Raw genomic sequence first — 22,802 nt, 5'->3', positions numbered from 1 at the left:
TGAGAGCGCTCTCCGCTACAGGAGGTCCGCGGTGGTCGCGCCGGCCGCCTCGAACGCCTCCCGCCAGAACGACTCCAGCAGCGGGAACCGGTCCGGGCTCGACGTCTTCCTGCGCAGGAAGCCGTGGACGGTCACCGCGTAGCCGCTCAGGTCGGGCAGGAGGTGGGCGGCCCGCAGCTCGTCGATCTTCCGCTTGCGCGCCGCCTCGCTCAGGTCGAGCCTGCCGATGTCGAGGTCGCCGCGGTTGTTGATCAGGTCGCTGAAGACGACGAGCTCGTGCGGCAGGTCGGGACGGCGCTGGGCGGCGAGCTGCTTGACGGCGTAACGCAGGGCGCCCAGCACGTCCGAGCCCTCTCCCTCCGTGGGGCAGTCGAAGAGCCGCATCGCCCTCGGCAGCGCCTGCTGGACCCGGTGCGCCCGTACACGGTCCTCGACCACCGGGTTCTCGTTGGGGTTCTCGGCGCGGGTGGCGGCGATGGGTAAGGGGTCCTGGCGGCAGGTGCTGCTCTCCGAGCTGCCGGTGACGGCGGCGAAGGCCATCCAGTCGCAGTTCTGGGCGAAGGCGGGGAGCTTGGAGGTGACGTCGGCGCGGGAGGTGGCGGGGTCGGCGTAGGTGGTCGAGTCGACGACGACGCCGCAGAGGGAGCGCGCGTCAGTCCCGCAGCCGGCCGCCCCGGCGGCGGTCACCAGCAGCGCCGCCGCCAGCATCCCGCGCCCGGCCCGCCTCACCCGCCCTCCCGGCCGCGATGCAGGCCGTTGGGGGTGGAGGAGAGCTCCGGGCGGGGCGTCCCGGCGTGCGGCTCCTCAGGCAGCTGGGCTGGCAACCCGGCGTTCGGCTCGGCGGGCAACTCGGCGTGCGGCTCGGCGGCTAACTCGGCGGGCAGCCCGAGGTGCGGCTCGGCGGGCAACCCGGCGGGCAGTTCGGCGGGGAGCTCGCGTGGCAGGACCTCGGCGTGCCACTCCTCGATGCGCTCCTCGACCTCGCGCCGGATGCGCCCGATCTCCTCCCGCCCTGAGGCCCCGAGCGCCGTCCCGCCGGCCGGCTCCGCCGCGATGACCTCGCCCTTCCACAGGGAAGGGATCTCCTCCTTGCGCGGGTGCGCCTCCAGCACGCCCGCCTTGTAAGCCGCGATGAGCTGCTCGGTCCGGGCGTGGACCGCCTCCACCTGGTGCTCGCGGTCCATGAGCGCGCTCTCCCACTCCTGCTGGAGCCGCTCGACGCGGGCCCGCTCCCGCTGCGCGCGGACGTGGGCCTCCTCGGCCGCCTGCCGCCGCCGGGCCTCGGCCCGCCGGGCCCGCGCCTCCTCCAGCGTGATGAAACCCTCCGCCGTACGGCGCTCCACCGGCGGGTGCGGCTCCGGCCGGGTGCCGCCGTGCCCCAGCTCGCCCATGATCCGCTCGCGCGCCTCCACGGCCTGCTCCAGGAGCGCGGTACGGACCGTGGCGAGCCGCCGGTCGATCTCGGCGACCTGCTCGCGCGCCAGGGCGCGGACGCCCGTCACGTACGCGGGCTGGAACTCCGGGTCGGTGAACTCGCTCAGCGGGTGCAGGCGCGCGTCCCGCACGCCCTGCCGCCGCGCCTCCTCCCGCTCGGCCGGCGGGCCGTCGCGCGTGAGCGTCCGCGCGTCCCGCTTGAACAGCCGCGACAAGAACGCCATCAGCGTCGTCTCCTGGCTCCGGCGAGTTGTGCCCTGCCTTCAGAGTAGACGGCGGGCGCCCGAAGTGGCGGGAGGTCACCGACTATGTACCGCGTACCCGGACAAAACGGACGGCGCCGGCCCCACGGGCCGGCGCCGTCCGAACGACAACAGGGCTCAGGCCTTCTCGGCCTCGCCGGTGGCCTGCTCCATGGCCTCCTCGGGGGACGCCTCCAAGTCCTGCTCGGCGTCGGCCCCGGCCTGCGCGCTCGCTTTGTCGAGACGCACCCAGCTCGTCACGCTCTCCACCGCGAACAGCACGAACAGGTAAGCCGTCAGCACCGCCAGCACGGGCGTCACGAGACCGGCCGCCGCGCCCACGCCGATGATGAGCAGCCGCAGCTCCCAGCCGAGGCCCGCCCGGAACACCCAGGCGGGCGGCCAGATGCTCTGCCGCGTCCGGTAGACGGTGTCGTAGGTGTGGTAGCCCACCACGTACACCAGCACGAACAGCAGCCACTTCGGCGCGTCGGCGGCCAGGCCGATCGCGATCGTGGCCAGGAACTCGGTGCCGCGCAGCAGCGGCGGCGTCAGCCAGTCGAGGCGGCCCAGGTGGTCACGCGGCGCCGTCGGCAGGATGAGCAGCAGGGCGATCGCGACGGGCACGAGCAGCATGGGGCCGGACTCCGGCAGCCCGGCGACCGTGACACCGGCCACGGCGAGCAGCGCGACGAGCGCGGCCGGCACGGGCGGCAGGCCCCGCCCCAGCCGGGGCGCCAGCGCCTGGACGAGCGGGCCGTCGTCGCGGTAGGCGAGCAGGCGGGCGGTCTGAATGCGCCGGCGCTCCTCGTCGGGGTCCGGCGTGGGGGTGGCCATGGCCTGCGGTTGGGTGATCATACGAGCGACCTCATGAGGCGTCCGGTGAGGGAGTAGGCGGCGGCGACGGAGCCCCAGATCACCAGCGTCAGGAAGGTGATCCGGGCGTCGAAGAGGGCGGCGGTGATCGCGATGGCCGCGAACCGCTCACCGATGGGGAACACGATCATCTTGCGCGCCCAGTGGACGGCCCGGAACCTGCCGGCCCTGGTCCACATCTTGAGCACGCCCCGCAGGCCATGGCTGCGCTCTTCCCGGCGGCGCGTCAGCGCGGCCCGCAGCTCGCGGTCGTCGGGGGCGTCGAGCGCCAGCGTGGGCAGCTTGGCGGGCGGCTTGCGGCGGTTGGCCGCGCCGAAGGAGAAGTCGAGCAGGTGGCGTACGGACTGCAGGCCCAGCGCGGCCAGCGCGAGGATCCAGATGTCCTCGCCGTTGCCCGCGATCACATAGCCGAGGGCGAGGCCGGCGAAGACCACGTATTCCTTGAACCGGTCGAACGTGGCGTCCAGCCAGGCGCCGAGGACGCCGAACTTGCGGGCGTACCGGGCTACCTGGCCGTCGACGCAGTCGAAGACGAACGCGAAGTAGATCAGCACGCCGCCCAGCACCATCCACGGCCGGTCGCCCGTCGCGAAGCAGGCGGCCGCGGCCACGCCCAGCGCGATCGAGATCAGCGTGACCTGGTTGGGCGTCAGCCCCCGCCGGGCCGCCCAGCGGGCGATGAAGCGGGAGTAGGTGGAGACGAAGTAGGTGGTGAAGAAGCCGTCGGCGCCCTTGACCGCGTTGTTGAGCCGGGCGCGGTCCTCGTCCATGGCGGCCATCTCGGGGCCGGCCTCGTTGACCTCCTCCTGGGTGGTGACCCGGCGGTAGAAGAGGTCGCGGCGGCCCCTGATGCCGACCGACACGCCGTTGCGCACCAGGCCGAACACGACGAGCTGCACCAGGTCGTCGTCGGGGCCGAAGGTGTGGGCCAGGGCGGCGAGGTCGCGGCAGGTCTCCGCGAGCACCGGAGCGTTGCGCACGCTGACGTGCAGCGGGCCGAGCAGCACGGCGTTGGGCCGGGTCACGGCGTGGGTCGCGGTGCCGACCGAGACCACCCGTGACTTGCCGACGCGGGCGCGGACCGGCAGCCCCTCCAGCCGGTGGAGGCCGATCTCGGGGTCGGCCTCGTCGATGGGGACGAGCTCGGACTCGGCCTCGGCGAGGTCCTCCGGAGCCTCCTCGTCCGTGCTGTCCGGTCTCGGCTCCTTGGCGACGAGCGCCAGCGCACCGCGCTTGGTCTTGGTGATCTGGTAGATCAGCTCGTCGTGGATGACCGAGTTCTCGGGGATGATGAGCAGGCTCTCCGTCGCCGACTCGGCGACCTCGGCGAGCGCGCGCAGGGCGGCGGCCACGTCGCCGCCGGCGATGGTGGCGGGCCGCGGGTCATAAGAAGCCAACTGGCCACGCAGCCGCTCGGCCACGGTGGGATTGCCGGGCAGCGCGGCCAGCCTCAGGCCGGTCGGAGAGGTGTCGGGGCCGGGCGAGGCGCCCAGCAGGACCACGCGGGTCATGACTCCCTTTCGAGGCGGTAGCGGGGGGTTGAACAACGGGTAATGCGGGGACAGGCGTCAAAGTCTAGTGAGAGTCACGCAAAGTCGCGTCATCCGAGCATGCCCGTAACGCTGGACCCTTCGGCACACAGGGCGGCCGTAAGATGTCGGAGTGAGTCTCTATCGTGACGAAGGCGTGGTTCTGCGTACGCAGAAACTCGGCGAGGCCGACCGCATCGTCACGGTCCTGGCCAAGCGCACCGGCAAGATCCGCGCCGTCGCCAAGGGCGTGCGCAGGACCACCTCGCGCTTCGGGGCCAGGCTGGAGCCGTTCACCCATGTCGACCTGCAGCTCCACACCGGCCGTACGCTCGACGTCGTCACCCAGGCCGAGACGCTCAGGCCCTACGGCGAGGCGCTGGCCGCCGACTACCCGCGCTACACCGCGGGCAGCGCCATGCTGGAGACCGCCGACCGGCTGACGCACGGGGAGAAGGAGCCGGCGCTGCGGCAGTTCCTGCTGCTCGTGGGCGGGTTGCGCACGCTCGCCGAGCGCACGCACGAGCCCCGGCTGGTGCTCGACGCCTACTTCCTGCGCTCGCTGGCGGTCGCCGGTTACGCGCCCGCACTGGATGCGTGTGCCCGCTGCCGGACCCCGGCGATCAGGGCGTTCGCCATCGTCGCCGGCGGCGTGGTCTGCGGGGCGTGCCGCCCGGCCGGGGCGGCCGTCCCCGCCGGGGAGACGATCGGGCTCATGGCGGCGCTGCTGCGCGGCGACTGGGCCACCGCCGACGCCTCCGAGTCGCGCCACCGCAACGAATGCAGCGGGCTGGTCGCCGCATACCTGCAATGGCACCTCGAACACGGAATACGCTCTCTCCGACACGTCGAAAGGGAGCCAGTGTGAACGTCCGTCCTCCGACCCCTCATCCGTCCGGCGCGACGCCGCCGCCGATCCCGCGTGAGCTGGTGCCCCGGCACGTGGCCATCGTCATGGACGGCAACGGCCGCTGGGCCAAGATGCGCGGCCTGCCGCGCACCGAGGGGCACAAGGCGGGCGAATCCTCCCTGTTCGACGTCATCGAGGGCGCGCTGGAGCTGGGCATCCCCTACCTCAGCGCCTACGCCTTCTCCACCGAGAACTGGAAGCGCTCGCCCGACGAGGTCCGCTTCCTCATGGGCTTCAACCGCGACGTGATCAGGCGGCGGCGCGACGAGCTCAACGCCATGGGCGTACGCGTGCGCTGGGCGGGCCGGCCGGGCCGGCTCTGGAAGAGCGTGATCTCCGAGCTGCAGACCGCCGAGGAGATGACGGTCGACAACCGCAAGCTCACATTGCAGTTCTGCGTCAATTACGGCGGGCAGGCCGAAATCGTCGAGGCCGCGCTGAAATTGGCCCAGGACATCGCGGCCGGCCGCGTCAAACCCAGCAAGGTGGACGAGAAGGTCTTCGCCCGCTACCTCGACGAGCCGGAGATCCCCGAGGTCGACCTGTTCCTGCGTTCGTCGGGCGAGCAGCGCTTCTCGAACTTCCTGCTGTGGCAGTCGGCCTACGCCGAGATGGTCTTCCTCGACCGGCTCTGGCCCGACTTCGACCGGCGCGACCTGTGGGAGGCGTGCGAGATCTACGCCAAACGCGACCGCCGCTACGGCGGCGCCCTCCCCAACAAGGTCTGACCGGCCGGCCGAATCCGACTGGGGCCCGTACGCGATCAGGTGATCTCATGGGCCAGGGCTTTGTGGGTTCCTGTCCCCGGTGTCCTTGAGATGAAGGGCGAGGCGGGTGCGGTCGGGGGTGCCGTATTTGCGCAGCAGGCTTGAGACGTGGTTCTTCACCGTGCCCTCGGCGATGCGCAGTTGCGCCGCGATCTCCCGGTTCGTGGCCCCTGCGGCGATCAGCCGGGCGACGTCGGACTCCCTGGCCGACAGGCGCCCCTCGTGCGGCAGCGCCCTGGGCACGGCGCCGGTGCGTCGTAGCTCGGCCACCAGGCGTCCGGCGACGGACGGGGCGAGCACCGTCTCCCCGCGGCCGGCCCGGCGGATGGCGTCGACCAGCTCCTCCGGCGTGCAGTCCTTGAGCAGGTAGCCGACGGCCCCGCCGCCCAGCGCGCCGAAGATGTAGTCGTCCTCGTCGAAGGTGCTGAGCACGATGGCGGCCACGCCGGGATGCCCGGCCGACAGCCGGCGGATGAGCTCGACGCCCTCCATCCTGGGCATTCTCGCGTCCACCAGCGCCACGTCCGGACGGCACTCCCCGGCCACGCGCAGCGCCTCCTCCCCGTCGGCGGCCTCCCCGGCCACCTCGATGCCGTCCTCGATCTCCAGCATCTTGCGCAGACCCCGCCGGATCAGCTCCTGGTCATCGACCAGCAGGACCCTGATCGCCGTCATGTCCCCCGGCCTCTCCTCGCCGCCGGGCACGCGCTCGCGCCGGGTCATGACGTCACCTCCACCCGTACCGGAAGTTCTGCGCGTACTTCGAAGCCGCCTTCCGGGCGGTCGCCCGCGGTCAGGGTGCCGCCCACCGCGTGAGCGCGCTCGGCGAGGGAGCGCAGGCCGAAGCCGTCGCGCGCGTCCGCGCGCCGGCCCCCGCCGTTGTCGGCGACCACCAGGACCACCCGCTCACAGCCGAACACCAGCCTTCCGCGTACGTGCCGGGCCCCGGCGTGCCGGACGACGTTCGTCAGCGCCTCCTGCAGCACGCGGTAGAGCACCAGCTCCACGTCCGGCTCCAGTGGCACCTCCTCTCCTTCGACCTCGAAGCGCACCACCAGCCCCGTGCCGTCGAACGAGGCCGCCAGCCGCTCCAGCGCCGCGCCGCTGACCCGGCCCTCCAACGCGAGCGGGCGCAGCGCCCTGACCCAGCGACGTGCGTCGGCCAGGGCCGCCACGCTCGTCTCCTTCGCCAGCCGCACCTCCTCCCAGGCGGCCTCGGGGCGGCGCGACCGGAAACGTTCGGCGTTCTCCAGGCTCATCTTGACCACCGTCAGGTGGTGACCGATCGAGTCGTGCATCTCCGCGCCCATCCGCGCCCGCTCCTGCGCGACCGTGAGCTCCCGCACGCGGGCGAGGAGCCGCTGCGCCTCGGCCCGTCTGCGCCGCGCCTCCAGCACGGCCGACGTCATGCCGAGCACGAAGGAGGAGAACACGACGAACGGCACGGTCTGACCGAGGGCGTCCATCGGACCGCGGTCGTACATCACGACGTCCAGGACGAACAGAACAACGCTGAGGCAGCCGATGATGACCGTCGCGGCCCTCATGTCGTGCACGAACGCGACGTTGGCGATGGCGATGAGCGTCAGCAGCATGTGCACCTCGTCCGATCCCGCCGGCCCCAGCGTGAGGGTCGTCAGCAGGAACACCACCGCGACCGGACGCCGCCATCCGGTGGCGTGCCGCCAGGGCAGCAGCAGCCACAGCACGGCCACGAGCGTCAGGTCGGCGGAGAACACCACGATCTGGACAGGCGTTCCCGGGTGCGAGGTGTACGCGATAGCGGTGCCCGCGAGCACCACCCAGAACACCACGCTGAACAGGTGCGGCCGGTCGGGGTTGCGCAGCCTGGCCAGGGAGGACGGCATGTCCGACGACTCTAGCCGCGCGCGGGCCGTGTGATCCTCCTGAGGACCCATGACCATGGTCATGCCGGAGTCCGAACTCCGGTCCGATGTGCCGGCCGGCCCGGCTGCCTAGCGTGTCCTTCCATGAGAAGAGCCACCCACCCCGTCTGGGCCGTGCTGATCACCCTGGCCGCCACATTCGGGCAGATCATCGTCGGCACCGCTCCCGTCACCTTGCTGCTGGACTCCGGCCATCCCCTCTACCGGCCGCTCGGCATGATCGGGATCACGCTGGCCTCACTCGGGCTGGTCCATCTGATCCGGCGCTTCCTCGGCGGCCAGTCCTGGGCCGGTGTGGGCCTGGAGCGATCCCGGCGGGCCGTGCCGCAGCTGTTCCTGGGGGTCGTGGCGGGCGCGGTCCCGGTGGCGGCCGCCATCATGCTGTCGGTGGCGTTCGGGGCGATGTCCTTACCGCCGGGTGACAAGATCTTCGCTGATGCGGGCCTCTTGCCGTACGGCATCGCGTTCGCCCTGCTCAGTCAGGCGTTTCCGGAGGAGCTGCTGTGGCGGGGGCACCTGTTCGACACGCTGTCGGCCCGATTGCCGCCGAAAGCCGTGCTGATCGTGGTGTCCGTCGGGTTCGGGGCGCTGCACATCATCTCCAGCAGCGCGGCCGACTCACTGGGCGAACGCCTGCTCTACGTGCTGCAGGCCGTCGCGCTCGGTTTCGCGTGCGCGGCGGCGCGTGCGCACACGGGGACGTTGTGGATGGCGGTCGGCGTGCACACCGGCCTGCACACCGCGAACCTCCTGCTCCCGGCGGAGGCCGTCCACTATGGCGTGCACCTCGTCATCCTGTCCTGCGCGCTCACCGTCAGCGGCTTGCTGCTGCTCCGGTCAGGGCGCGGGGAGAAGGCGCGTACGCAACCGACCCCGAAGTGATGCTTCACCTGAACGGCGACCGACCGCTGTGAGGGACTGAAGGGGTCAGGCGCGGCGGCGGGCGCGGTAGGCGGCTACGTGCATGCGGTTGCCGCACGTCCGGCTGTCGCAGTAGACCCGCGACCGGTTGCGTGACTCGTCCACGAAGACGCGGTCGCAGTCGGGGGCCGAGCAGGTGCGCAGGCGTTCGCTCTCGCCCTCCACCAGCAGCACCGCCAGCGCCACACCGCAGTCGGCGGCCAGGTGCTCGGCCAGGCTGGCGTCGGCGGCGAAGTAGTGGACGTGCAGCGGATGGCCGTCGTGCTCGGTGAGGCGCGGCGTGATGCGGGTCGAGGAGAGCATCGAGTTGAGGGTGCGGACGGCGGTCGGCTGGTCGGGCGCGGTGAAGACGCGGTGGAAGGACTCCCGGACCGCGCGGACCTGGCTCAGGTCGTGGGCCGTCAGCTTGCCTATGCCGCTGACCTCGCGGGACTCCACGAACGCCTGGAGCTCGGCCAGACCGGGCAGCCCCTCTTCGCCGCCCGTGGCCGGTGAGGTGTTGACCAGTTCGACGACAGTGGCCAGAGAATGCACCATGTCATGGCCAAACGGCATGTTGACTCCTGTCCGCGCCGGATCCTAGCGTGGTCGCACTGTATCTCCTATGGGCGGCCACGGGGGTTTTGATGGGTGCACACCGTCGTATCGTGATCGTCGCGATCGTCGGCGCGCTCGTCATCTCCACCTCCGCGCCGCTGGTGCGGCTGGCCGGGGTCTCGCCGGCGACGTCGGCGTTGTTCCGCTGCGCGTACGCGATCCCGCCCATGCTGGCGCTGGCCTGGCTGGAGCGGCGCAGGCACGGCCCGCTGCCGCGCCGGGCGGTGCTGCTCGCCTGGGCTGCGGGCCTGACGTTCGCGTTCGACCTGCTGTTCTGGCACCACGCCATCGCGTACGTCGGCGCGGGCCTCGCGACCGTGCTGGGCAACCTGCAGGTGTTCCTGGTGGCGTTCGCCGCCTGGGCGGTGTTCGGGGAGCGGCCGTCGGGGCGGCTCGTGGTGGCGACGCCCGTGGTGTTCGGCGGCGTGGTGCTGATCTCCGGGGTGTTCGACAGCGCGGCGTACGGCGACGATCCCGTCATGGGCGTGCTCGCCGGGGTGGCGACGTCCGTCTCGTACGCGGCGTTCCTGCTGCTCATGAAGGGCGGCTCGGACCGCGCGGCCGGGCCGCTGGCGCACGCCACGGTCGTGGCCACGGTGGCGATCGCCGCGCTCAGCCCCGCCTTCGGCGGCGCGGACCTCGCCCCGAGCTGGCCCGCGCACGGCTGGCTGCTGCTGCTCGCGCTCGGGCCGCAGGTGCTGGGGTGGTCGCTCATCACGTTCACGCTGCCGCGGCAGCCGGCCGCGCTCACCGCGCTGCTGCTGCTCGTGCAGCCCCTGACGACCGTGGCGCTGTCGGCGTTGGCGCTCGGCGAGCGGCCCTCGCCCTGGCAGCTCGCCGGGTGCGGGGTGGTCGTGCTCGGCGTGCTGTGGGGCTCGGGCTCGCGCCGCACCGCTCAGCCGGAGGACGGGACGGACGGGGAACAGGACGCGCAGGTCCCGAACACCTCCACCGTGTGAGTGATCTCGGTGAAGCCGTGCTCCCTGCCCACGGCCTCGGCCCAGCGCTCGACCGCGGGACCGGCCACCTCGACGGTGCGCCCGCACTTGCGGCAGACGAGGTGATGGTGGTGGACGTCGCTGGCGCAGGCCCGGTAGACGGACTCGCCGTCGTCGGTGCGCAGCACGTCGACCTGACCGTTGTCGGCCAGCGCCTGCAGCGCCCGGTATACGGTGGTCAGGCCGATCTTGGCGCCGTGCAGGCGCATCTCCGCGTAGACGTCCTGCGCGCTGCGGAACCCCTCGTTGCGACGGAGGGTGTCGTGCACCGCCTCGCGTCTCGTCGTCATGCGACCTCCTCGACGCGCATTGTTGGACCCACTCTGGACTCCTCGTCGCTCCGGCCTCGGCGTACGAATTTACCGACAGCGAGGGCCAGGACGAAGCCGGCGAGAGCGATGAGCACGATCGAGGCGCCCGGCGGCACCTTCGGCGACACGGTGGAGGCGAGCAGCCCGCCCACCGAGGCCAGCACCCCGAACACCATCGCCGTCGCCATCGTGGCACGGAAACCCCGCGTGAGCTGCTGGCTCGTCGCCACCGGGATCACCATCAGCGCGCTGACCAGCAGCAGCCCGACCACCCGCATGGCGATGACGACGGTCAGCGCGGCCGTGACCGCGATCAGCAGGCTGAGGAAGCGCACCGGCAGGCCGCTCGCGCGGGCCATCTCCTCGTCCTGGCAGAGCACGAACAGCTCCCTGCCGAAGATCACGACCACTCCGATCACGGCCACGGCCAGCGCCGCGATGACCCAGATGTCGGCCGGAGTGACGCTCGCGATGGCGCCGAACAGGTAGGAGTTGAGCTTGGCGTTGCTGCCGCCGGGCGCGATGGCCATGAGCATGACGCCGCCCGCGATGCCGCCGTAGAACAGCAGCGCCAGCGCCACGTCGCCGCTGGTGCGTCCGCGCGCGCGTACCAGCTCGATGGCCACCGCCCCGGCGACGGAGATGATCACGGCGGTCAGCACCGGCGTCGTGCCGGTCAGGAAGCCGAGCGCCACGCCGGTCAGCGCCACGTGCCCGATGCCGTCGCCGAGCAGCGCGAGCCGCCGCTGCACGATGAACGTCCCGACGGCGGGCGCGCACAGCCCCACCAGCAGCGCCGCGACGAGCGCGAGCTGGAAGAGCTGCTCACGCAGCAGTTCGAAGATCACCTTGGTTCCCCCTGCCACCCGGTCAGCGGCCCGGCCACCGGCTCGGCGGCGTGCGGATGCTGGTGCTCGTGCCCGGGCCGCGCGCACTCGCCCTCGGGACGCGGCGGCGGCCCGTCGTGCGCGATCAGACCGCCACCGATGACGACGCCGCGCGTGATGACCGGCTCCAGCGGGCCCAGCTCGTGCGCGACCAGCACCACGGTCTTGCCGCCGAGCACCAGCCCGGCCAGCGTGTCGGCGAGCAGGCGCTGGGTCTCGGCGTCGACGCCCGCGGTGGGCTCGTCCATCACGTACGTGTCCGGCTCGCCCGCCAGGGCGCGGGCGATGAGCACCCGCTGCTGCTGGCCGCCCGACAACGCCTGGACGGGGTCGCCCGCGCGGTCGCTCAGTCGTACGGCCTCCAGCGCCGCGGCCACCGCCGCCCGGTCGGCCGCGCTGGTGCGGCGCAGGCGGCGCTGGCGGGCGATGCGGCCCGAGGCCACGACCTCGCGTACGGTGGCGGGCACGCCGCCGCCGACCTGGAGACGCTGCGGGACGTAGCCGATGCGCCACCAGTCGCGGAAACGCCCAGGTGGGCGGTCGTAGATCAGGGTGCTGCCGCCGGACAGCGGCGTGAGCCCGAGCAGGGCGCGCACCAGCGTCGACTTGCCCGAACCGTTGGCCCCCAGGAGTGCGACGACCTCGCCGGTGTGGACGGTCAGGTCGATCCCCCGGAGGACCGGCTTGCCGTCGTAGGCGACCCGGCCGCCGGTCATCGCGAAGGCCGTCTCGCTCATGCCGTACACCCCAGTGCTGTTTGAAGAGTCTTGAGGTTATCGCGCATGGCGGAGACGTAGTCGCCGGAGGGCTTGCTCTCCAGCGGGTCGAGGACGGCGGTCTTAGCGCCGACCTCGTTCGCCAGCACCTCGGCCACCTTCGGGCTCACCAGGGCCTCCGTGAAGATCGTGGTCACGCCCTCGGCTCTGGCGAGCTTGGCCACCTCCGACAGGCGCGCGGGCGACGGCTCGGTCTCCGGATCGAGAGTGATGCCCACCTGCTTCAGCTTGTAACGGTCGGCCAGATAGCCGAACGCCTCGTGCGCCGTCACCAGCGTCCTGGACCGGCAGGTGGTCAGACCTTTGGTGAACTCCTGGTCGAGCGCGGTCAGGGTGGCGGCCGTCGTCGCGGCGCGATCCCGGTACGCCTGGGCGTGCGCGGCGTCGGCGGCGGCCAGGCGCTCGCCGAGCTTGCCGGCGACCGTGGCCATGCGGGACGGGTCGAGCCAGAGGTGCGGGTCGTAGCCCACCTCGTCGTGGCCGTGCTCCTCCTCGCCCTCGTGCTCGTGGCCGCCGGCGGGGATCGTGGTGACGGCGGTGGCGGCGTCGAAACTCTTCTCCGGGTCGACCGCGTCGTCCACAGCCGGTTGGACGCCTTTGACGTAGACGGTGAGCGCGGCGTTCTGGAGGTCGGTGACCTGCTGGATGCCCAGCTCCAGGTCATGCGGCTCGACGCCGGGGGCGGTGAGGCCGGTCACCTGGACGTCGGATCCCCCGACCTGCTCGGTCAGCCATTGCAACGGGTAGAAGGCGGCGACCACCTCGGGTCTGCCGTCGGAGGTGGCGCCGACCTCCGACACACCGGAACCGCCGCAGGCCGTGGCGCTGAGCAGGGCGCCGGCAGTCAACAGACCGAGCGCACCCAGCCGGGAAAATCCTGACATCATGGGAGTCAGTATGCGCCAAAATGAAAACGGTTGTCAAAATCTGTCCCCCGGGGGGAGTGGGTTCCCAGGGGTGAGGGCGCGTACGGGATTGAGGGAGGCTGCGGGTGCGGGGTTGCGAGGGAGCGCCGTCGCCTGGACTGAGGAGCGCAGGGAGCGAAGCGACCGGAGCGACGAGGGAAGGCGACGGGTCTGAGCGACCGAGCCGCCCGCGCGAAGCGCGGGCCATTAAACGCAAGATGCCGGTCGGCGTCCGGGGGCTAGTAAGGGCGCCGAACGGCATCCCGCTTCATCACCCCGCCGTACGCGCCCCAGCAGAGCCAGTGCCGGCGCCGGGGGTGACGTCATGGGCGGCGGCGAGCCGCCGTTCACCGGTGTAGACGTTCATCGAGTTCCCGCGCAGGAACCCGATCAGCGTCAGTCCTTCCTCGGCGGCGAGTTCGGCGGCCAGCGACGACGGCGCCGAGACGGCGGCGAGCACCGGCACCCCGCCCATCACCGCCTTCTGCACCAGCTCGAACGACGCCCGCCCGGACACCATGAGCACGCAGCCGCGCAGCGGCAGCCGTCCTTCGCGCAGCGCCCAGCCGAGGAGCTTGTCGACGGCGTTGTGCCGGCCGACGTCCTCGCGCACGCACAGGGGTTCGCCGTCGGCGGTGAACAGGCCGGCGGCGTGCAGGCCGCCGGTCCGGTCGAAGACGCGCTGGGCGGCCCGCAACCGGTCGGGCAGGCTCGTCACCATGGCGGGCCGCAGTGTGACGGGGTCGTCGGCGGCGCTCCAGCGGGCGACGGTGCGTACCGCCTCCAGGGACGCCTTTCCGCACACCCCGCAGGAGGAGGTGGTGTAGAAGTTGCGCGGCTCGGGCGCGGGCACGCCGGGGGCGAGCCGTACGTCGAGCACGTTGTAGGTGTTGCCGCCGTCCACGGTGGCGCCCGCGCAGTAGCGGATGGTGGCGATCTCGCCGGGCGCGCCGACGGCCCCTTCGCTGACGAGGAACCCGGCGGCGAGGTCGAAGTCGTCGCCGGGCGTGCGCATGGTGACGGTCAGCGGGGTGCCGTCGAGCCGGATCTCCAGCGGCTCCTCGGCGGCGAGCGTGTCGACGGCCGGCAGCCTGGCCCGGTCCTTGACGCGGACGATCCTTCGCTTGACGACGACCCTAGACATAGCCGTACCCGAAGCGGCCCTTCACGCAGAGGTTGCCCTTCGTGACGGGGTTGTCGTGCGGTGACGTCACCTTGACGATCTTGTTGTCCTGGACGTGCAGGGTGAGGTTGCAGCCGACGCCGCAGTAGCTGCAGATGGTGGTGGTCTCGCTCTGCCGCGACTCGTCCCAGGTTCCCTCGGCCCGCATGTCGAACTCGGTCTTGAACGACAGCGCGCCCGTCGGGCAGACCTCGACGCAGTTGCCGCAGTAGACGCAGGCCGAGTCGGTGAGCGGCGCGTCGAACTCGGTGGAGATCGTGGCGTCGAAGCCCCGGCCGGCGACGCCGATGGCGAAGGTGTTCTGCCATTGCTCGCCGCAGGCGTCCACGCACTTGTAGCAGAGGATGCATTTGCTGTAGTCGCGGACGTAGAGGTCGTTGTCCACCTTGGCGGGCTGCTCGACGGTGGCCGCGTCCGGGCCGAAGCGGGCGGGGTCGGCGCCGTACTCTTCGTTCCATTCGGCGGCGCGCGGCGTCGTGGACAGGTCCACGGAGGAGCCGAGCAGTTCCAGCACGACCTTGCGGCTGTGCCGGGCGCGCTCGGTCTCCGTGCCGACCTTCATGCCCGCCTCGGCCTTGCGTGAGCAGGCGGGGGCGAGGGTACGGGCGCCCTCGACCTCCACCACGCACACGCGGCAGGCGTTCTTCGGGGTGAGGGTGTCGCCGTGGCAGAGGGTGGGCACGTCCTTGCCCGCCGCCCGGCAGGCGTCGAGGATCGTGGCGCCCTCCGGCACGCGTACGGTCTCGTCGTCGATCTGTACGTCGATGAGCCGCCGGGGCGGCTGCAACGGGATCATTCGTAAACTCCCAAGCGGTCGATGGCCGATTCGACGGCGTTCCATGCGGTCTGCCCGAGGCCGCAGATCGAGGCGTCGCGCATGGTCCGGCCCACGTCGCGCAGCAGCACCAGGTCGTCGTGCGAGACGCGCCGCGACAGCCGGTGCAGGGCCTCCTCCTGGCGTACGGTGCCGACCCGGCAGGGCACGCACTGGCCGCAGGACTCGTCGCGGAAGAACTCCGCGATGCGGAGGAGCAGCTGCTTGAGGTCCACGGTGTCGTCGATGACGAGGACCACGCCGGAGCCGAGCGTGGCGCCGGCGTTCCTGGTGCCCTCGAAGGTGAGCGGGATGTCCAGGTCCGTGACGAACGCCCCGGCCGCTCCGCCGAGCAGCACCGCGCGGGTGGTGCCGGTGGTCCCGGCCAGTTCCAGCAGCTCGCGCAGGGTCGCGCCGAACGTCAGCTCGTACACGCCGGGCCGTTCGACGGCGCCGGAGACGCAGAACAGCTTGGGCTCGGCCGCCGCGTACGCCCGCGCCCCGCGCTCCAGGATCGGCAGCACGTTGACCAGCGTCTCGACGTTGTTGACCACGGTCGGCTTGCCGAACAGGCCCTTCTCCACGGGGAACGGCGGCTTGCTGCGCGGCTCGCCGCGGTGTCCCTCGATGGAGTTGAAGATCGCGGTCTCCTCGCCGCAGATGTACGCGCCCGCGCCCCTGCGCAGCTCGATGTCGAAGGAGAGGCCCTTGCCGAGGATGTCGGGGCCGAGCAGGCCGCGGGCGCGAGCGGTGGCGATGGCGTGCGCCAGGCGGGCGGCGGCCCTCGGGTACTCGCCTCTGACGTAGAGGTAGCCCCGGGCGCAGCCGGTCGCGTAGGCCGCCACGGTCATGGCCTCGACCAGCGCGTACGGGTCGTTCTCCATGACCACCCGGTCCTTGAACGTGCCCGGCTCGCTCTCGTCGGCGTTGCACACCAGGTAGTGGGGGTGGTCGGGCTGGCGGGCGGCGGCGTCCCACTTGCGGCCGGTGGGGAAGGCCGCGCCGCCCCTGCCGACCAGGCCGGACTCCAGCACTTCGCGGATCACCCCGGCGGGGCCGAGCTCGAAGGCGCGGCGGAGCGCGGTGTAGCCGCCGGTGGCGCGGTAGTCGTCGAGGCTCGCGGGATCGGCCCGGCCGGCCCGCCGCAGCAGGATGAGGCCGTCCTGGCCGGCCTGCGGTACGGCGGCCACGGCGGGGGCGTCGCCGGCCACGTCGAGGCGCGGCCCGCTGCCGTTGGGGCTGGGGGAGCCAGGGGCGGCGTCGGCGGGGGTCCTGGCCATGGCGTCGGCGTCCGCGGGTGCGTACACCTCGGCGCGCGGCGCAGGCCCCGCCTCCAGGGCGAGCGCGGCCGGGGCCCGTTCGCACAGGCCGAGGCAGGGGCTCTCCTGCCAGGTCTCGCCGGGCGGGCCGAGGCGCTCCTCGACCTGCTCGCGCAGCCGCCGGCCGCCCTTGGCCTGGCAGGCGAGGTCGGTGCACACGTGCAGCACCCGCGCCGGGCGCGGCCGGAGCGAGAACAGCGAGTAGAACGTGGCCACCCCGTACGCCTCCGCGGGCGGCACGGTGAGCCGCCGGCAGACGTAGTCGAGCGCGCCCTCGCTGATCCAGCCCACCCGGTCGTTGACCGCGTGCAGCGCGGGCAGCAGCAGGTCGCGCCGGGGCTCGGCGCGGGCGGCGAAGCGCAGGTCGGTCGCGGACCTGGCGCCGCCCTCCCAGCCGGTGGCGGGCGGGCCGAGCACGGCGTCGACCGCCGCGCGCTCCTCGTCGGACGGTTCGGCGTCGCGGAATCGGAGGTCCATGTCTCACCCGGCCTTGACGAGCTTCTCGACGCGGACCGCGGCCGCCTTGAACTCGGCCGTGCCGGCGATCGGGCAGGTGGCCTCGATGGTCAGCGAGTTGACGTCCACGTCGTCGGGGAAGTGGAAGGTCATGAACACCAGGCCGGGCCGCAGCGCCGGGTCGATGAAGACGGGCGCGACGACCGAGCCGCGCCGCGAGGTGATCCGTACGTCCTCGCCGGCCGCGACGCCGAGCCGTTCGGCGTCCTCGGGGCACAGCTCGACGGTCTCGCCGCGGCGCAGCGGCGAGGCGAACCCGGACGACTGCACGCCGGTGTTGTAGGAGTCGAGGCGGCGGCCGGTGGTCAGCCGCAGCGGGTACTCCTCGTCCAGCAGGTCCACCGGCGGCGAGTGCTCCAGCACCGCGAACGGCGCGGGCGCGCCGCGCCGGTCCGGGTCGTGCTCCCAGAGCCGCCCGTGCAGGTACGGCGGCTCCAGCGCGTCCTCCGACGGGCAGGGCCACTGGATGCCCTGCAGCTCGGTCAGCCGCTGGTAGCTCATGCCGCGGTGCTGCGGCGACAGGGAGCGCAGCTCGTCCCAGACCTCCTCGGCGCCGTCGTAGGCCCAGTCGTGGCCGAGCCGCCGGGCCAGCTCGCACAGGATCCAGATGTCATCGCGGGCCTCGCCCGGCGGTTCGAGCGCCTTGCGGACCCGCTGCACCCGCCGCTCGCTGTTGGTGAACGTGCCCTCGGCCTCGCACCAGGCGGCGCTGGCCGGTAGCACGACGTCGGCCATCTGGGCGGTCTTGGTGAGGAAGATGTCCTGGACCACCAGGTGGTCGAGCATGGCCAGGCGCTTGGCGCAGGCGAGGGAGTCGGCCTCGGACTGCACGGGGTTCTCGCCGATGAGGTAGCAGGTGGTGACCTCGCCCTCGGCCATGCCCTCCAGCATCTGGGTGAGGTTGAGCCCGTGGCGGGGCTGGATGGGGGCGCCCCACGCGCTCTCGAAGCGGGCCCGCAGGTCCGGGTCGAGGATGTCCTGGAAGCCGGGCAGCCGGTTGGGGATGGCGCCCATGTCGCCGCCGCCCTGCACGTTGTTCTGGCCGCGCAGCGGCGACAGGCCGGAGCCGTAGCGGCCGACGTGGCCGGTCAGCAGGGCCAGGTTGATGAGGGCCCGTACGTTGTCGGTGGCGTTGTGGTGCTCGGTGATGCCGAGCGTCCAGCAGAGCTGGGCGCGGTCGGCGCGGGCGTACGCGTGCGCCAGCTCCCTGATCGCCGCGGCCGGCACGCCGGTGACCTGCTCGGCGGCCGTGAGCGTCCAGGGCTCGACGCACTCCTTGAACTCGGCGAAGCCCACGGTGGCCCGCTCGATGAACGCCTCGTTGTGCAGCCCGGCGTGGATGATCTCGCGGGCGACGGCGTGGGCGAGCGGGATGTCGGTGCCGACGTTGAGCCCGAGCCAGAGGTCCGCCCACTGGGCGGTGCCGGTGCGGCGCGGGTCCACCGCGAACATCCTGGCGCCGTTCCTGATGCCCTTCAGCACGTGCTGGAAGAAGATGGGATGGGCGTTGCGGGCCGCCGACCCCCACATGACGATCACGTCGGTGTCCTCGACCTCCTGGTAGGAGGAGGTGCCGCCGCCGCTGCCGAACACGGCGGAGAGCCCCGCCACGCTGGGGGCGTGGCAGGTGCGGTTGCAGGAGTCCACGTTGTTGGTGCCGATGACGACGCGGGTGAACTTCTGTCCGACGTAGTTCATCTCGTTCGTGGAGCGGGCGCACGACAACATCGCGAAGCAGTCGGGGCCGTGCTCGGCGACGTTGCGGCGGAAGCCCTCGGCCGCGCGGTCCAGGGCTTCCTCCCAGGTCGCCTCGCGCAGCACGCCGTTCTCGCGCACCAGTGGACGGGTCAGGCGGTCATAGCTCATGATCCCTCCATTCTGTATACAGGCTACGGTATTCGGAGCTACACCGCGCGGACAAGGTTCGCGTTCAGCAGGTCGCTCACCGCGTGGATCGCCCGCAGCGTCGGTACGTCCGCGCCGGTCAGGTCGGCGAGCTCGACCACGGCCGCGAGGAGCACGTCCAGCTCCAGCGGCTTGCCCTTCTCCAGGTCCTGGAGCGTGGAGGTCTTGTGCTCGCCGGCCTTCTCCGCGCCCCGCAGCCGGCGCTCGATGGAGACGCCGGGGTCGCAGCCGACGCGCCCCGCCACCTCCACGGTCTCCCGCATCATGGCCACGACCAGCTCGCGCGCCCCGTCGTGGCGGCAGATGCCGGCCATCGTGGCGCGGGCGAGCGCGCTGATCGGGTTGAAGGCGATGTTGCCCATGAGCTTGATCCACACGTCGCGGCGCAGGTCGCGCTCGACGGGGCACTTCAGCCCGCCCTCGACGGCGGCCTCGCTGAAGGTCTGGCACCGGTCGGTGAGCAGCCCGCTCGGCTCGCCGATGGAGAACCGGGTGCCCTCCAGGTGGCGGATGACGCCGGGGCTCTCGATCTCGGTGGCCGCGTACACGACGCAGCCGACGGCCCGGTGCAGGGGCAGCGCGGCCGTGACCGCGCCGCCCGGGTCGACGCTCTCGATGCGGTAGCCCTCGTAGGGGCCCTTGAGCCGGTGGAAGTACCACCACGGGATGCCGTTCTGTGCGGCGATGATGCTCGTGGACGCGTGCAGCAGCGGCGCGATCATGGGGCCCGCCGAGGCGTAGCTGTTGGCCTTGAGGCCCAGTAAGACGTGGTCCACCGGCCCGACCTCGGCAGGGTCGTCGGTGGCGTGGGGGTGGGCGGTGAAGTCGCCCCTGGGGGAGAGCACCCGCACACCGGCGCGGCGGATGGCCTGGAGGTGCTCGCCGCGGGCGATCAGGTGCACCTCGGCTCCCGCCCGGTGGAGAGCGGCTCCCACGTACGCGCCGATGGCGCCGGCGCCAAGAACAGCGACCTTCATGCTGCGCGCTCCGTTCTCGCGTCGGATTTGCATTCGGTATACAGTATGGAAAAACGCGGGTCAAGGAGCTTGCGGATGACGCTTGTGCGGCATGATCCAGTGGTGGAAGCGATGTCATGGGAGGCCGCGCGGCGCGTCGCGGCCGGGAGCGTGCAGCCGCTCGGAGCCGTGCCGGTGCCGCCGGCCGAAGCACTCGGATGCCGGTTGGCCGGCCCGCTGCGGGCCCTGGTGGCCGTGCCCGGCGTGGACGTCTCCGCCATGGACGGCTACGCCGTGGCCGGCGACGGGCCCTGGCGGCTCGCCGGGCGGGTGCTCGCCGGAGGCGAGGCCCATCCCGGCCCGCTGGCGGCGGGGGAGGCCGTGGAGATCGCCACCGGGGCGCCGGTGCCGGCGGGGGCCGAGGCGGTGGTGCCGTACGAGCGCGCCGTGGCCGGCGCGGGGAGCGTGGACGGGGTCGCGGAGGCCGGTCGGCACATCCGGCGGCGCGGCGAGGACATCCCCGAAGGGGCCGTGGTGCTGGAGGCGGGCGCGGTGGTGACGCCGGTCGCGCTCGGGCTCGCCGCCGCGCTCGGGCACGACGACCTCCTCGTACGGCCCCGCCCCGGCGTCCTGGTGTTGATCACCGGGGACGAGGTGGTGCACAAGGGGCGTCCCGGCGCGGGCCGGGTCCGTGACGCCATCGGACCGTTCCTGCCCGGCCTGGTGGAGTGGGCGGGCGGCCGGGTCACGGACACCGTCCACCTCCCGGACGGCCCGTCCGCCCTGCGCGCCGCCCTGTCGGCGCCTCCCGAGGGGAGGGGCGGGGCGGACGTCGTGGTGGTGTGCGGCGCCTCGTCGAAGGGGCCCGCCGACCATCTGCGGGGCGTGCTGGCCGCCCTCGGCGCCGACGTGCTCGTGGACGGCGTCGCGGTACGGCCGGGACATCCGCAGGCGCTGGCGCGGCTGCCGCACGGCCCGCTGGTGGCCGGGCTGCCCGGCAACCCGTTCGCCGCGCTCGGCGCGGCGCTCACGCTGCTCGTCCCCGCCCTGCGCAGGCTGACCGGGACGCCCGCGACCCGGGAGACCGGCACGCTGGGCGGTGACGTACGCTCGCACCCCCGCGACACCCGGCTCGTGCCGGTCCGCCGGACGCGGGAAGGCGCGGTGCCCGTGGGCCATGACCGGCCGGGATCCCTGTGGGGAGCGGCCCTGGCGGACGCCCTGGCGGTGGTCCCTCCGGGCTGGGACGGCGAGCGGATCGAGCTGATCGAGTTGCCCTGAGGGGCTGGACAGGCCGTTCCGGAGGGAGTAACCATTGCCTTCATACGGTATGCAGTATGCGGAAGACAGCGCGGAGAAGGGTGGCATGGAATGTCGGAAACGATCTCTGGCGGTCATCTCGTGGCCAAGGCGCTCAAGGCCGAGGGCGTGGACGTGATCTACACGCTCTGCGGCGGCCACATCATCGACATCTACGACGGCTGCGTCGATGAGGGCATCGAGGTCATCGACGTACGCCACGAGCAGGTCGCCGCACACGCCGCCGACGGACACTCCCGCATCACCGGCCGGCCCGGCTGCGCGGTCGTCACCGCCGGCCCGGGCACGACCGACGCGGTGACCGGTGTGGCCAACGCCTTCAGGGCGGAGAGCCCGATGCTGCTCATCGGCGGCCAGGGCGCGCTGAGCCAGCACAAGATGGGCTCACTCCAGGACCTGCCGCACGTGGACATGATGACCCCGATCACGAAGTTCGCCGCCACGGTGCCGAGCACCGAACGGGTGGCCGACCTCGTGTCGATGGCCTTCCGCGAGTGCTACCACGGCGCTCCCGGGCCGTCGTTCCTGGAGATCCCGCGTGACGTGCTGGACGCGAAGGTCCCCCTGGACAAGGCCCGCATCCCGAAGGCGGGCCACTACCGGGCCTCCACCCGGCAGCAGGGCGACCCGGAGGCCATCGAGCGGCTGGCCGACCTGCTGGCCCACGCCGAGAAGCCGTGCATCCTGCTCGGCAGCCAGGTCTGGACCTGCCGGGCCACCGACGCGGCCATCGACTTCGTCCGGGCGCTCAACGTGCCGGCCTACATGAACGGCTCCGGCCGCGGCACCCTGCCGCCCGGCGACCCCCACCACTTCCAGCTCAGCCGCCGCTACGCCTTCACCGAGGCCGACCTCATCATCATCGTCGGCACCCCGTTCGACTTCCGGATGGGTTACGGCAGGCGGCTGTCCCCGGCGGCGACCGTCGTCCAGATCGACCTCGACTACCGCACGGTGGGCAAGAACCGCGACATCGACCTCGGCATCGTCGGCGACGCCGGTCTCGTGCTGTCGGCCGCCGCGCAGGCCGCGAGCGGCCGGATCGGCGACGCCGCGGCCAAGCGCAAGGCGTGGATGGACGAGCTGCGCGCGGTCGAGACCCAGGCGTACGAGAAGCGCCTGCCCCGCCAGCACTCCGACGCCCGGCCGATCGACCCGTACCGGCTGGTGCACGAGATCAACGAGTTCCTCACCGAGGACACCATCTACATCGGCGACGGCGGCGACATCGTCACCTTCTCCGGCCAGGTCGTGCAGCCCAAGTCGCCCGGCCACTGGATGGACCCGGGGCCGCTCGGCACGCTCGGCGTCGGCATGGCCTTCGCGATGGCCGCCAAGAAGGCCCGGCCGGACAAGGAGGTGCTGTGCCTGTTCGGCGACGGCGCCTTCAGCCTCACCGGCTGGGACTTCGAGACGATGGTCCGCTTCGACCTGCCGTTCATCGGGATCGTCGGCAACAACTCCTCGATGAACCAGATCAGGTACGGCCAGGCCGCCAAGTACGGCGAGGAGCGCGCCCGCGTCGGCAACACCCTCGGCGACATCCGTTACGGCGAGTTCGCCAAGCTCCTCGGCGGCCACGGCGAGGAGGTGCGCGACCCGGCCGAGATCCGCCCCGCGCTGGAGCGGGCGCGCGAGTCCGGCAAGCCCGCGATCGTCAACGTCTGGGTCGATCCGGAGGTCTACGCCCCCGGAACCATGAACCAGACGATGTACAAGTGACGGCTCA

General features: G+C 72.3%; 22 protein-coding genes. 6 read left to right on the top strand and 16 right to left on the bottom strand.

All coding sequences use genetic code 11. From position 1 onward, the window contains the following. Positions 1 to 15: 15 nt before the first annotated feature. The 4 genes from BMW85_RS20720 to BMW85_RS51990 all read right to left on the bottom strand — a co-directional run bounded on the left by BMW85_RS20720 (position 16) and on the right by BMW85_RS51990 (position 4,063). The gene (locus tag BMW85_RS20720; RefSeq protein WP_143082349.1) at positions 16 to 729 is read right to left on the bottom strand and encodes a vWA domain-containing protein; all 714 of its coding nucleotides are present in this window, start codon (positions 727 to 729) and stop codon (positions 16 to 18) included. After that, entirely contained in the window at positions 726 to 1,658 is a 933-nt protein-coding gene (locus tag BMW85_RS20715; RefSeq protein WP_091083661.1) for a hypothetical protein, read from the bottom strand. The genes BMW85_RS20720 and BMW85_RS20715 overlap by 4 nt, the downstream gene beginning before the upstream one ends. Before the next feature lie 156 nt (positions 1,659 to 1,814). Then, entirely contained in the window at positions 1,815 to 2,534 is a 720-nt protein-coding gene (locus BMW85_RS51995) for a DUF5941 domain-containing protein (RefSeq protein WP_091083659.1), read from the bottom strand. Further along, positions 2,531 to 4,063: a CDP-alcohol phosphatidyltransferase family protein gene (locus BMW85_RS51990; RefSeq protein ID WP_091083656.1), complete on the bottom strand. Its 1,533-nt coding sequence runs from the start codon at positions 4,061 to 4,063 to the stop codon at positions 2,531 to 2,533. Before BMW85_RS51990 ends, BMW85_RS51995 begins: the two co-directional genes overlap by 4 nt. Before the next feature lie 151 nt (positions 4,064 to 4,214). Here BMW85_RS51990 and recO point away from each other — a divergent pair, with 151 nt between their 5' ends. Both recO and BMW85_RS20695 read left to right on the top strand, forming a co-directional pair. Beyond that, positions 4,215 to 4,949, top strand: a complete 735-nt coding sequence (gene recO, locus BMW85_RS20700) for a DNA repair protein RecO (protein WP_091083653.1) — start codon at positions 4,215 to 4,217, stop codon at positions 4,947 to 4,949. Continuing rightward, a complete protein-coding gene (locus BMW85_RS20695) occupies positions 4,946 to 5,719 on the top strand; it encodes an isoprenyl transferase (protein WP_091083652.1) in 774 nt (257 codons plus the stop codon). The genes recO and BMW85_RS20695 overlap by 4 nt, the downstream gene beginning before the upstream one ends. Before the next feature lie 45 nt (positions 5,720 to 5,764). Here the strand turns inward: BMW85_RS20695 and BMW85_RS20690 are convergent, their stop codons facing one another. Next, a complete protein-coding gene (locus tag BMW85_RS20690; RefSeq protein WP_091084105.1) occupies positions 5,765 to 6,433 on the bottom strand; it encodes a response regulator in 669 nt (222 codons plus the stop codon). Positions 6,434 to 6,477: 44 nt separating this feature from the next. After that, positions 6,478 to 7,626: a sensor histidine kinase gene (locus BMW85_RS51985; RefSeq protein WP_177240785.1), complete on the bottom strand. Its 1,149-nt coding sequence runs from the start codon at positions 7,624 to 7,626 to the stop codon at positions 6,478 to 6,480. A gap of 123 nt (positions 7,627 to 7,749) precedes the next feature. On the opposite strand from BMW85_RS51985, the gene BMW85_RS20680 reads away from it, so the two are divergent. Beyond that, on the top strand, positions 7,750 to 8,547 hold the full coding sequence (locus BMW85_RS20680) for a CPBP family intramembrane glutamic endopeptidase (protein WP_091083646.1): 798 nt from the start codon (positions 7,750 to 7,752) through the stop codon (positions 8,545 to 8,547). Positions 8,548 to 8,592: 45 nt separating this feature from the next. Here BMW85_RS20680 and BMW85_RS20675 read toward each other — a convergent pair whose 3' ends face one another. After that, positions 8,593 to 9,141, bottom strand: a complete 549-nt coding sequence (locus BMW85_RS20675; protein ID WP_177240784.1) for a CGNR zinc finger domain-containing protein — start codon at positions 9,139 to 9,141, stop codon at positions 8,593 to 8,595. Positions 9,142 to 9,233: 92 nt separating this feature from the next. Here BMW85_RS20675 and BMW85_RS20670 point away from each other — a divergent pair, with 92 nt between their 5' ends. Further along, entirely contained in the window at positions 9,234 to 10,142 is a 909-nt protein-coding gene (locus tag BMW85_RS20670; RefSeq protein ID WP_245774960.1) for a DMT family transporter, read from the top strand. Here BMW85_RS20670 and BMW85_RS20665 read toward each other — a convergent pair. The 9 genes from BMW85_RS20665 to BMW85_RS20625 all read right to left on the bottom strand — a co-directional run bounded on the left by BMW85_RS20665 (position 10,079) and on the right by BMW85_RS20625 (position 19,774). Beyond that, positions 10,079 to 10,471, bottom strand: coding sequence for a Fur family transcriptional regulator (locus tag BMW85_RS20665; RefSeq protein WP_091083639.1), 393 nt, complete (start codon positions 10,469 to 10,471; stop codon positions 10,079 to 10,081). The two genes, BMW85_RS20670 and BMW85_RS20665, sit on opposite strands and share 64 nt — an antisense overlap. Then, entirely contained in the window at positions 10,468 to 11,337 is an 870-nt protein-coding gene (locus BMW85_RS20660) for a metal ABC transporter permease (RefSeq protein WP_245774981.1), read from the bottom strand. Before BMW85_RS20660 ends, BMW85_RS20665 begins: the two co-directional genes overlap by 4 nt. Next, on the bottom strand, positions 11,337 to 12,116 hold the full coding sequence (locus tag BMW85_RS20655) for a metal ABC transporter ATP-binding protein (RefSeq protein ID WP_091084100.1): 780 nt from the start codon (positions 12,114 to 12,116) through the stop codon (positions 11,337 to 11,339). Before BMW85_RS20655 ends, BMW85_RS20660 begins: the two co-directional genes overlap by 1 nt. Continuing rightward, entirely contained in the window at positions 12,113 to 13,003 is an 891-nt protein-coding gene (locus BMW85_RS20650) for a metal ABC transporter substrate-binding protein (protein WP_245774959.1), read from the bottom strand. The genes BMW85_RS20655 and BMW85_RS20650 overlap by 4 nt, the downstream gene beginning before the upstream one ends. A 328-nt stretch (positions 13,004 to 13,331) precedes the next feature. After that, positions 13,332 to 14,204 carry a formate dehydrogenase accessory sulfurtransferase FdhD gene (gene fdhD / locus BMW85_RS20645; RefSeq protein WP_091083635.1) on the bottom strand — a complete coding sequence of 291 codons (873 nt, stop codon included), beginning with the start codon at positions 14,202 to 14,204 and terminating at the stop codon, positions 13,332 to 13,334. Then, positions 14,197 to 15,039 (bottom strand): 2Fe-2S iron-sulfur cluster-binding protein, encoded by an 843-nt coding sequence (locus tag BMW85_RS20640; protein WP_177240783.1) that lies wholly within the window; start codon positions 15,037 to 15,039, stop codon positions 14,197 to 14,199. The genes fdhD and BMW85_RS20640 overlap by 8 nt, the downstream gene beginning before the upstream one ends. Continuing rightward, entirely contained in the window at positions 15,036 to 16,853 is a 1,818-nt protein-coding gene (locus BMW85_RS20635) for an NAD(P)H-dependent oxidoreductase subunit E (protein ID WP_091083631.1), read from the bottom strand. The genes BMW85_RS20640 and BMW85_RS20635 overlap by 4 nt, the downstream gene beginning before the upstream one ends. A gap of 3 nt (positions 16,854 to 16,856) precedes the next feature. Then, positions 16,857 to 18,758, bottom strand: coding sequence for a molybdopterin oxidoreductase family protein (locus BMW85_RS20630; RefSeq protein ID WP_091083629.1), 1,902 nt, complete (start codon positions 18,756 to 18,758; stop codon positions 16,857 to 16,859). 38 nt (positions 18,759 to 18,796) lie between these two features. Continuing rightward, positions 18,797 to 19,774, bottom strand: a complete 978-nt coding sequence (locus BMW85_RS20625) for a 2-dehydropantoate 2-reductase (protein WP_091083627.1) — start codon at positions 19,772 to 19,774, stop codon at positions 18,797 to 18,799. 111 nt (positions 19,775 to 19,885) lie between these two features. Here BMW85_RS20625 and BMW85_RS20620 point away from each other — a divergent pair, with 111 nt between their 5' ends. Beyond that, positions 19,886 to 21,034 carry a molybdopterin molybdotransferase MoeA gene (locus BMW85_RS20620; protein WP_425434351.1) on the top strand — a complete coding sequence of 383 codons (1,149 nt, stop codon included), beginning with the start codon at positions 19,886 to 19,888 and terminating at the stop codon, positions 21,032 to 21,034. A gap of 90 nt (positions 21,035 to 21,124) precedes the next feature. After that, a complete protein-coding gene (locus BMW85_RS20615; RefSeq protein WP_091083623.1) occupies positions 21,125 to 22,795 on the top strand; it encodes a thiamine pyrophosphate-binding protein in 1,671 nt (556 codons plus the stop codon). Positions 22,796 to 22,802 lie beyond the last annotated feature (7 nt).

Source organism: Nonomuraea wenchangensis, assembly GCF_900111685.1.
GTDB classification, from domain to species: Bacteria; Actinomycetota; Actinomycetes; order Streptosporangiales; family Streptosporangiaceae; genus Nonomuraea; species Nonomuraea wenchangensis.
The sequence above is the reverse complement of the archived record's forward strand: the minus strand, read 5'-3'. Positions and strand labels throughout refer to the sequence as shown.

Excerpts from the sequence above, each read along its gene's own strand:
- BMW85_RS51985 (WP_177240785.1), bottom strand. The coding sequence starts at position 7,626 with ATGCCGTCCTCCCTGGCCAGGCTGCGCAACCCCGACCGGCCGCACCTG.
- BMW85_RS20680 (WP_091083646.1), top strand. The coding sequence starts at position 7,750 with ATGAGAAGAGCCACCCACCCCGTCTGGGCCGTGCTGATCACCCTGGCC.
- BMW85_RS20655 (WP_091084100.1), bottom strand. The coding sequence starts at position 12,116 with ATGAGCGAGACGGCCTTCGCGATGACCGGCGGCCGGGTCGCCTACGAC.
- BMW85_RS20665 (WP_091083639.1), bottom strand. The coding sequence starts at position 10,471 with ATGACGACGAGACGCGAGGCGGTGCACGACACCCTCCGTCGCAACGAG.
- BMW85_RS20625 (WP_091083627.1), bottom strand. The coding sequence starts at position 19,774 with ATGAAGGTCGCTGTTCTTGGCGCCGGCGCCATCGGCGCGTACGTGGGA.
- BMW85_RS20715 (WP_091083661.1), bottom strand. The coding sequence starts at position 1,658 with ATGGCGTTCTTGTCGCGGCTGTTCAAGCGGGACGCGCGGACGCTCACG.
- BMW85_RS20620 (WP_425434351.1), top strand. The coding sequence starts at position 19,886 with ATGTCATGGGAGGCCGCGCGGCGCGTCGCGGCCGGGAGCGTGCAGCCG.
- BMW85_RS20635 (WP_091083631.1), bottom strand. The coding sequence starts at position 16,853 with ATGGACCTCCGATTCCGCGACGCCGAACCGTCCGACGAGGAGCGCGCG.
- BMW85_RS20640 (WP_177240783.1), bottom strand. The coding sequence starts at position 15,039 with ATGATCCCGTTGCAGCCGCCCCGGCGGCTCATCGACGTACAGATCGAC.
- BMW85_RS20630 (WP_091083629.1), bottom strand. The coding sequence starts at position 18,758 with ATGAGCTATGACCGCCTGACCCGTCCACTGGTGCGCGAGAACGGCGTG.
- BMW85_RS51995 (WP_091083659.1), bottom strand. The coding sequence starts at position 2,534 with ATGATCACCCAACCGCAGGCCATGGCCACCCCCACGCCGGACCCCGAC.
- fdhD (WP_091083635.1), bottom strand. The coding sequence starts at position 14,204 with ATGTCTAGGGTCGTCGTCAAGCGAAGGATCGTCCGCGTCAAGGACCGG.
- BMW85_RS20615 (WP_091083623.1), top strand. The coding sequence starts at position 21,125 with ATGTCGGAAACGATCTCTGGCGGTCATCTCGTGGCCAAGGCGCTCAAG.
- BMW85_RS51990 (WP_091083656.1), bottom strand. The coding sequence starts at position 4,063 with ATGACCCGCGTGGTCCTGCTGGGCGCCTCGCCCGGCCCCGACACCTCT.
- BMW85_RS20690 (WP_091084105.1), bottom strand. The coding sequence starts at position 6,433 with ATGACGGCGATCAGGGTCCTGCTGGTCGATGACCAGGAGCTGATCCGG.
- BMW85_RS20675 (WP_177240784.1), bottom strand. The coding sequence starts at position 9,141 with ATGCCGTTTGGCCATGACATGGTGCATTCTCTGGCCACTGTCGTCGAA.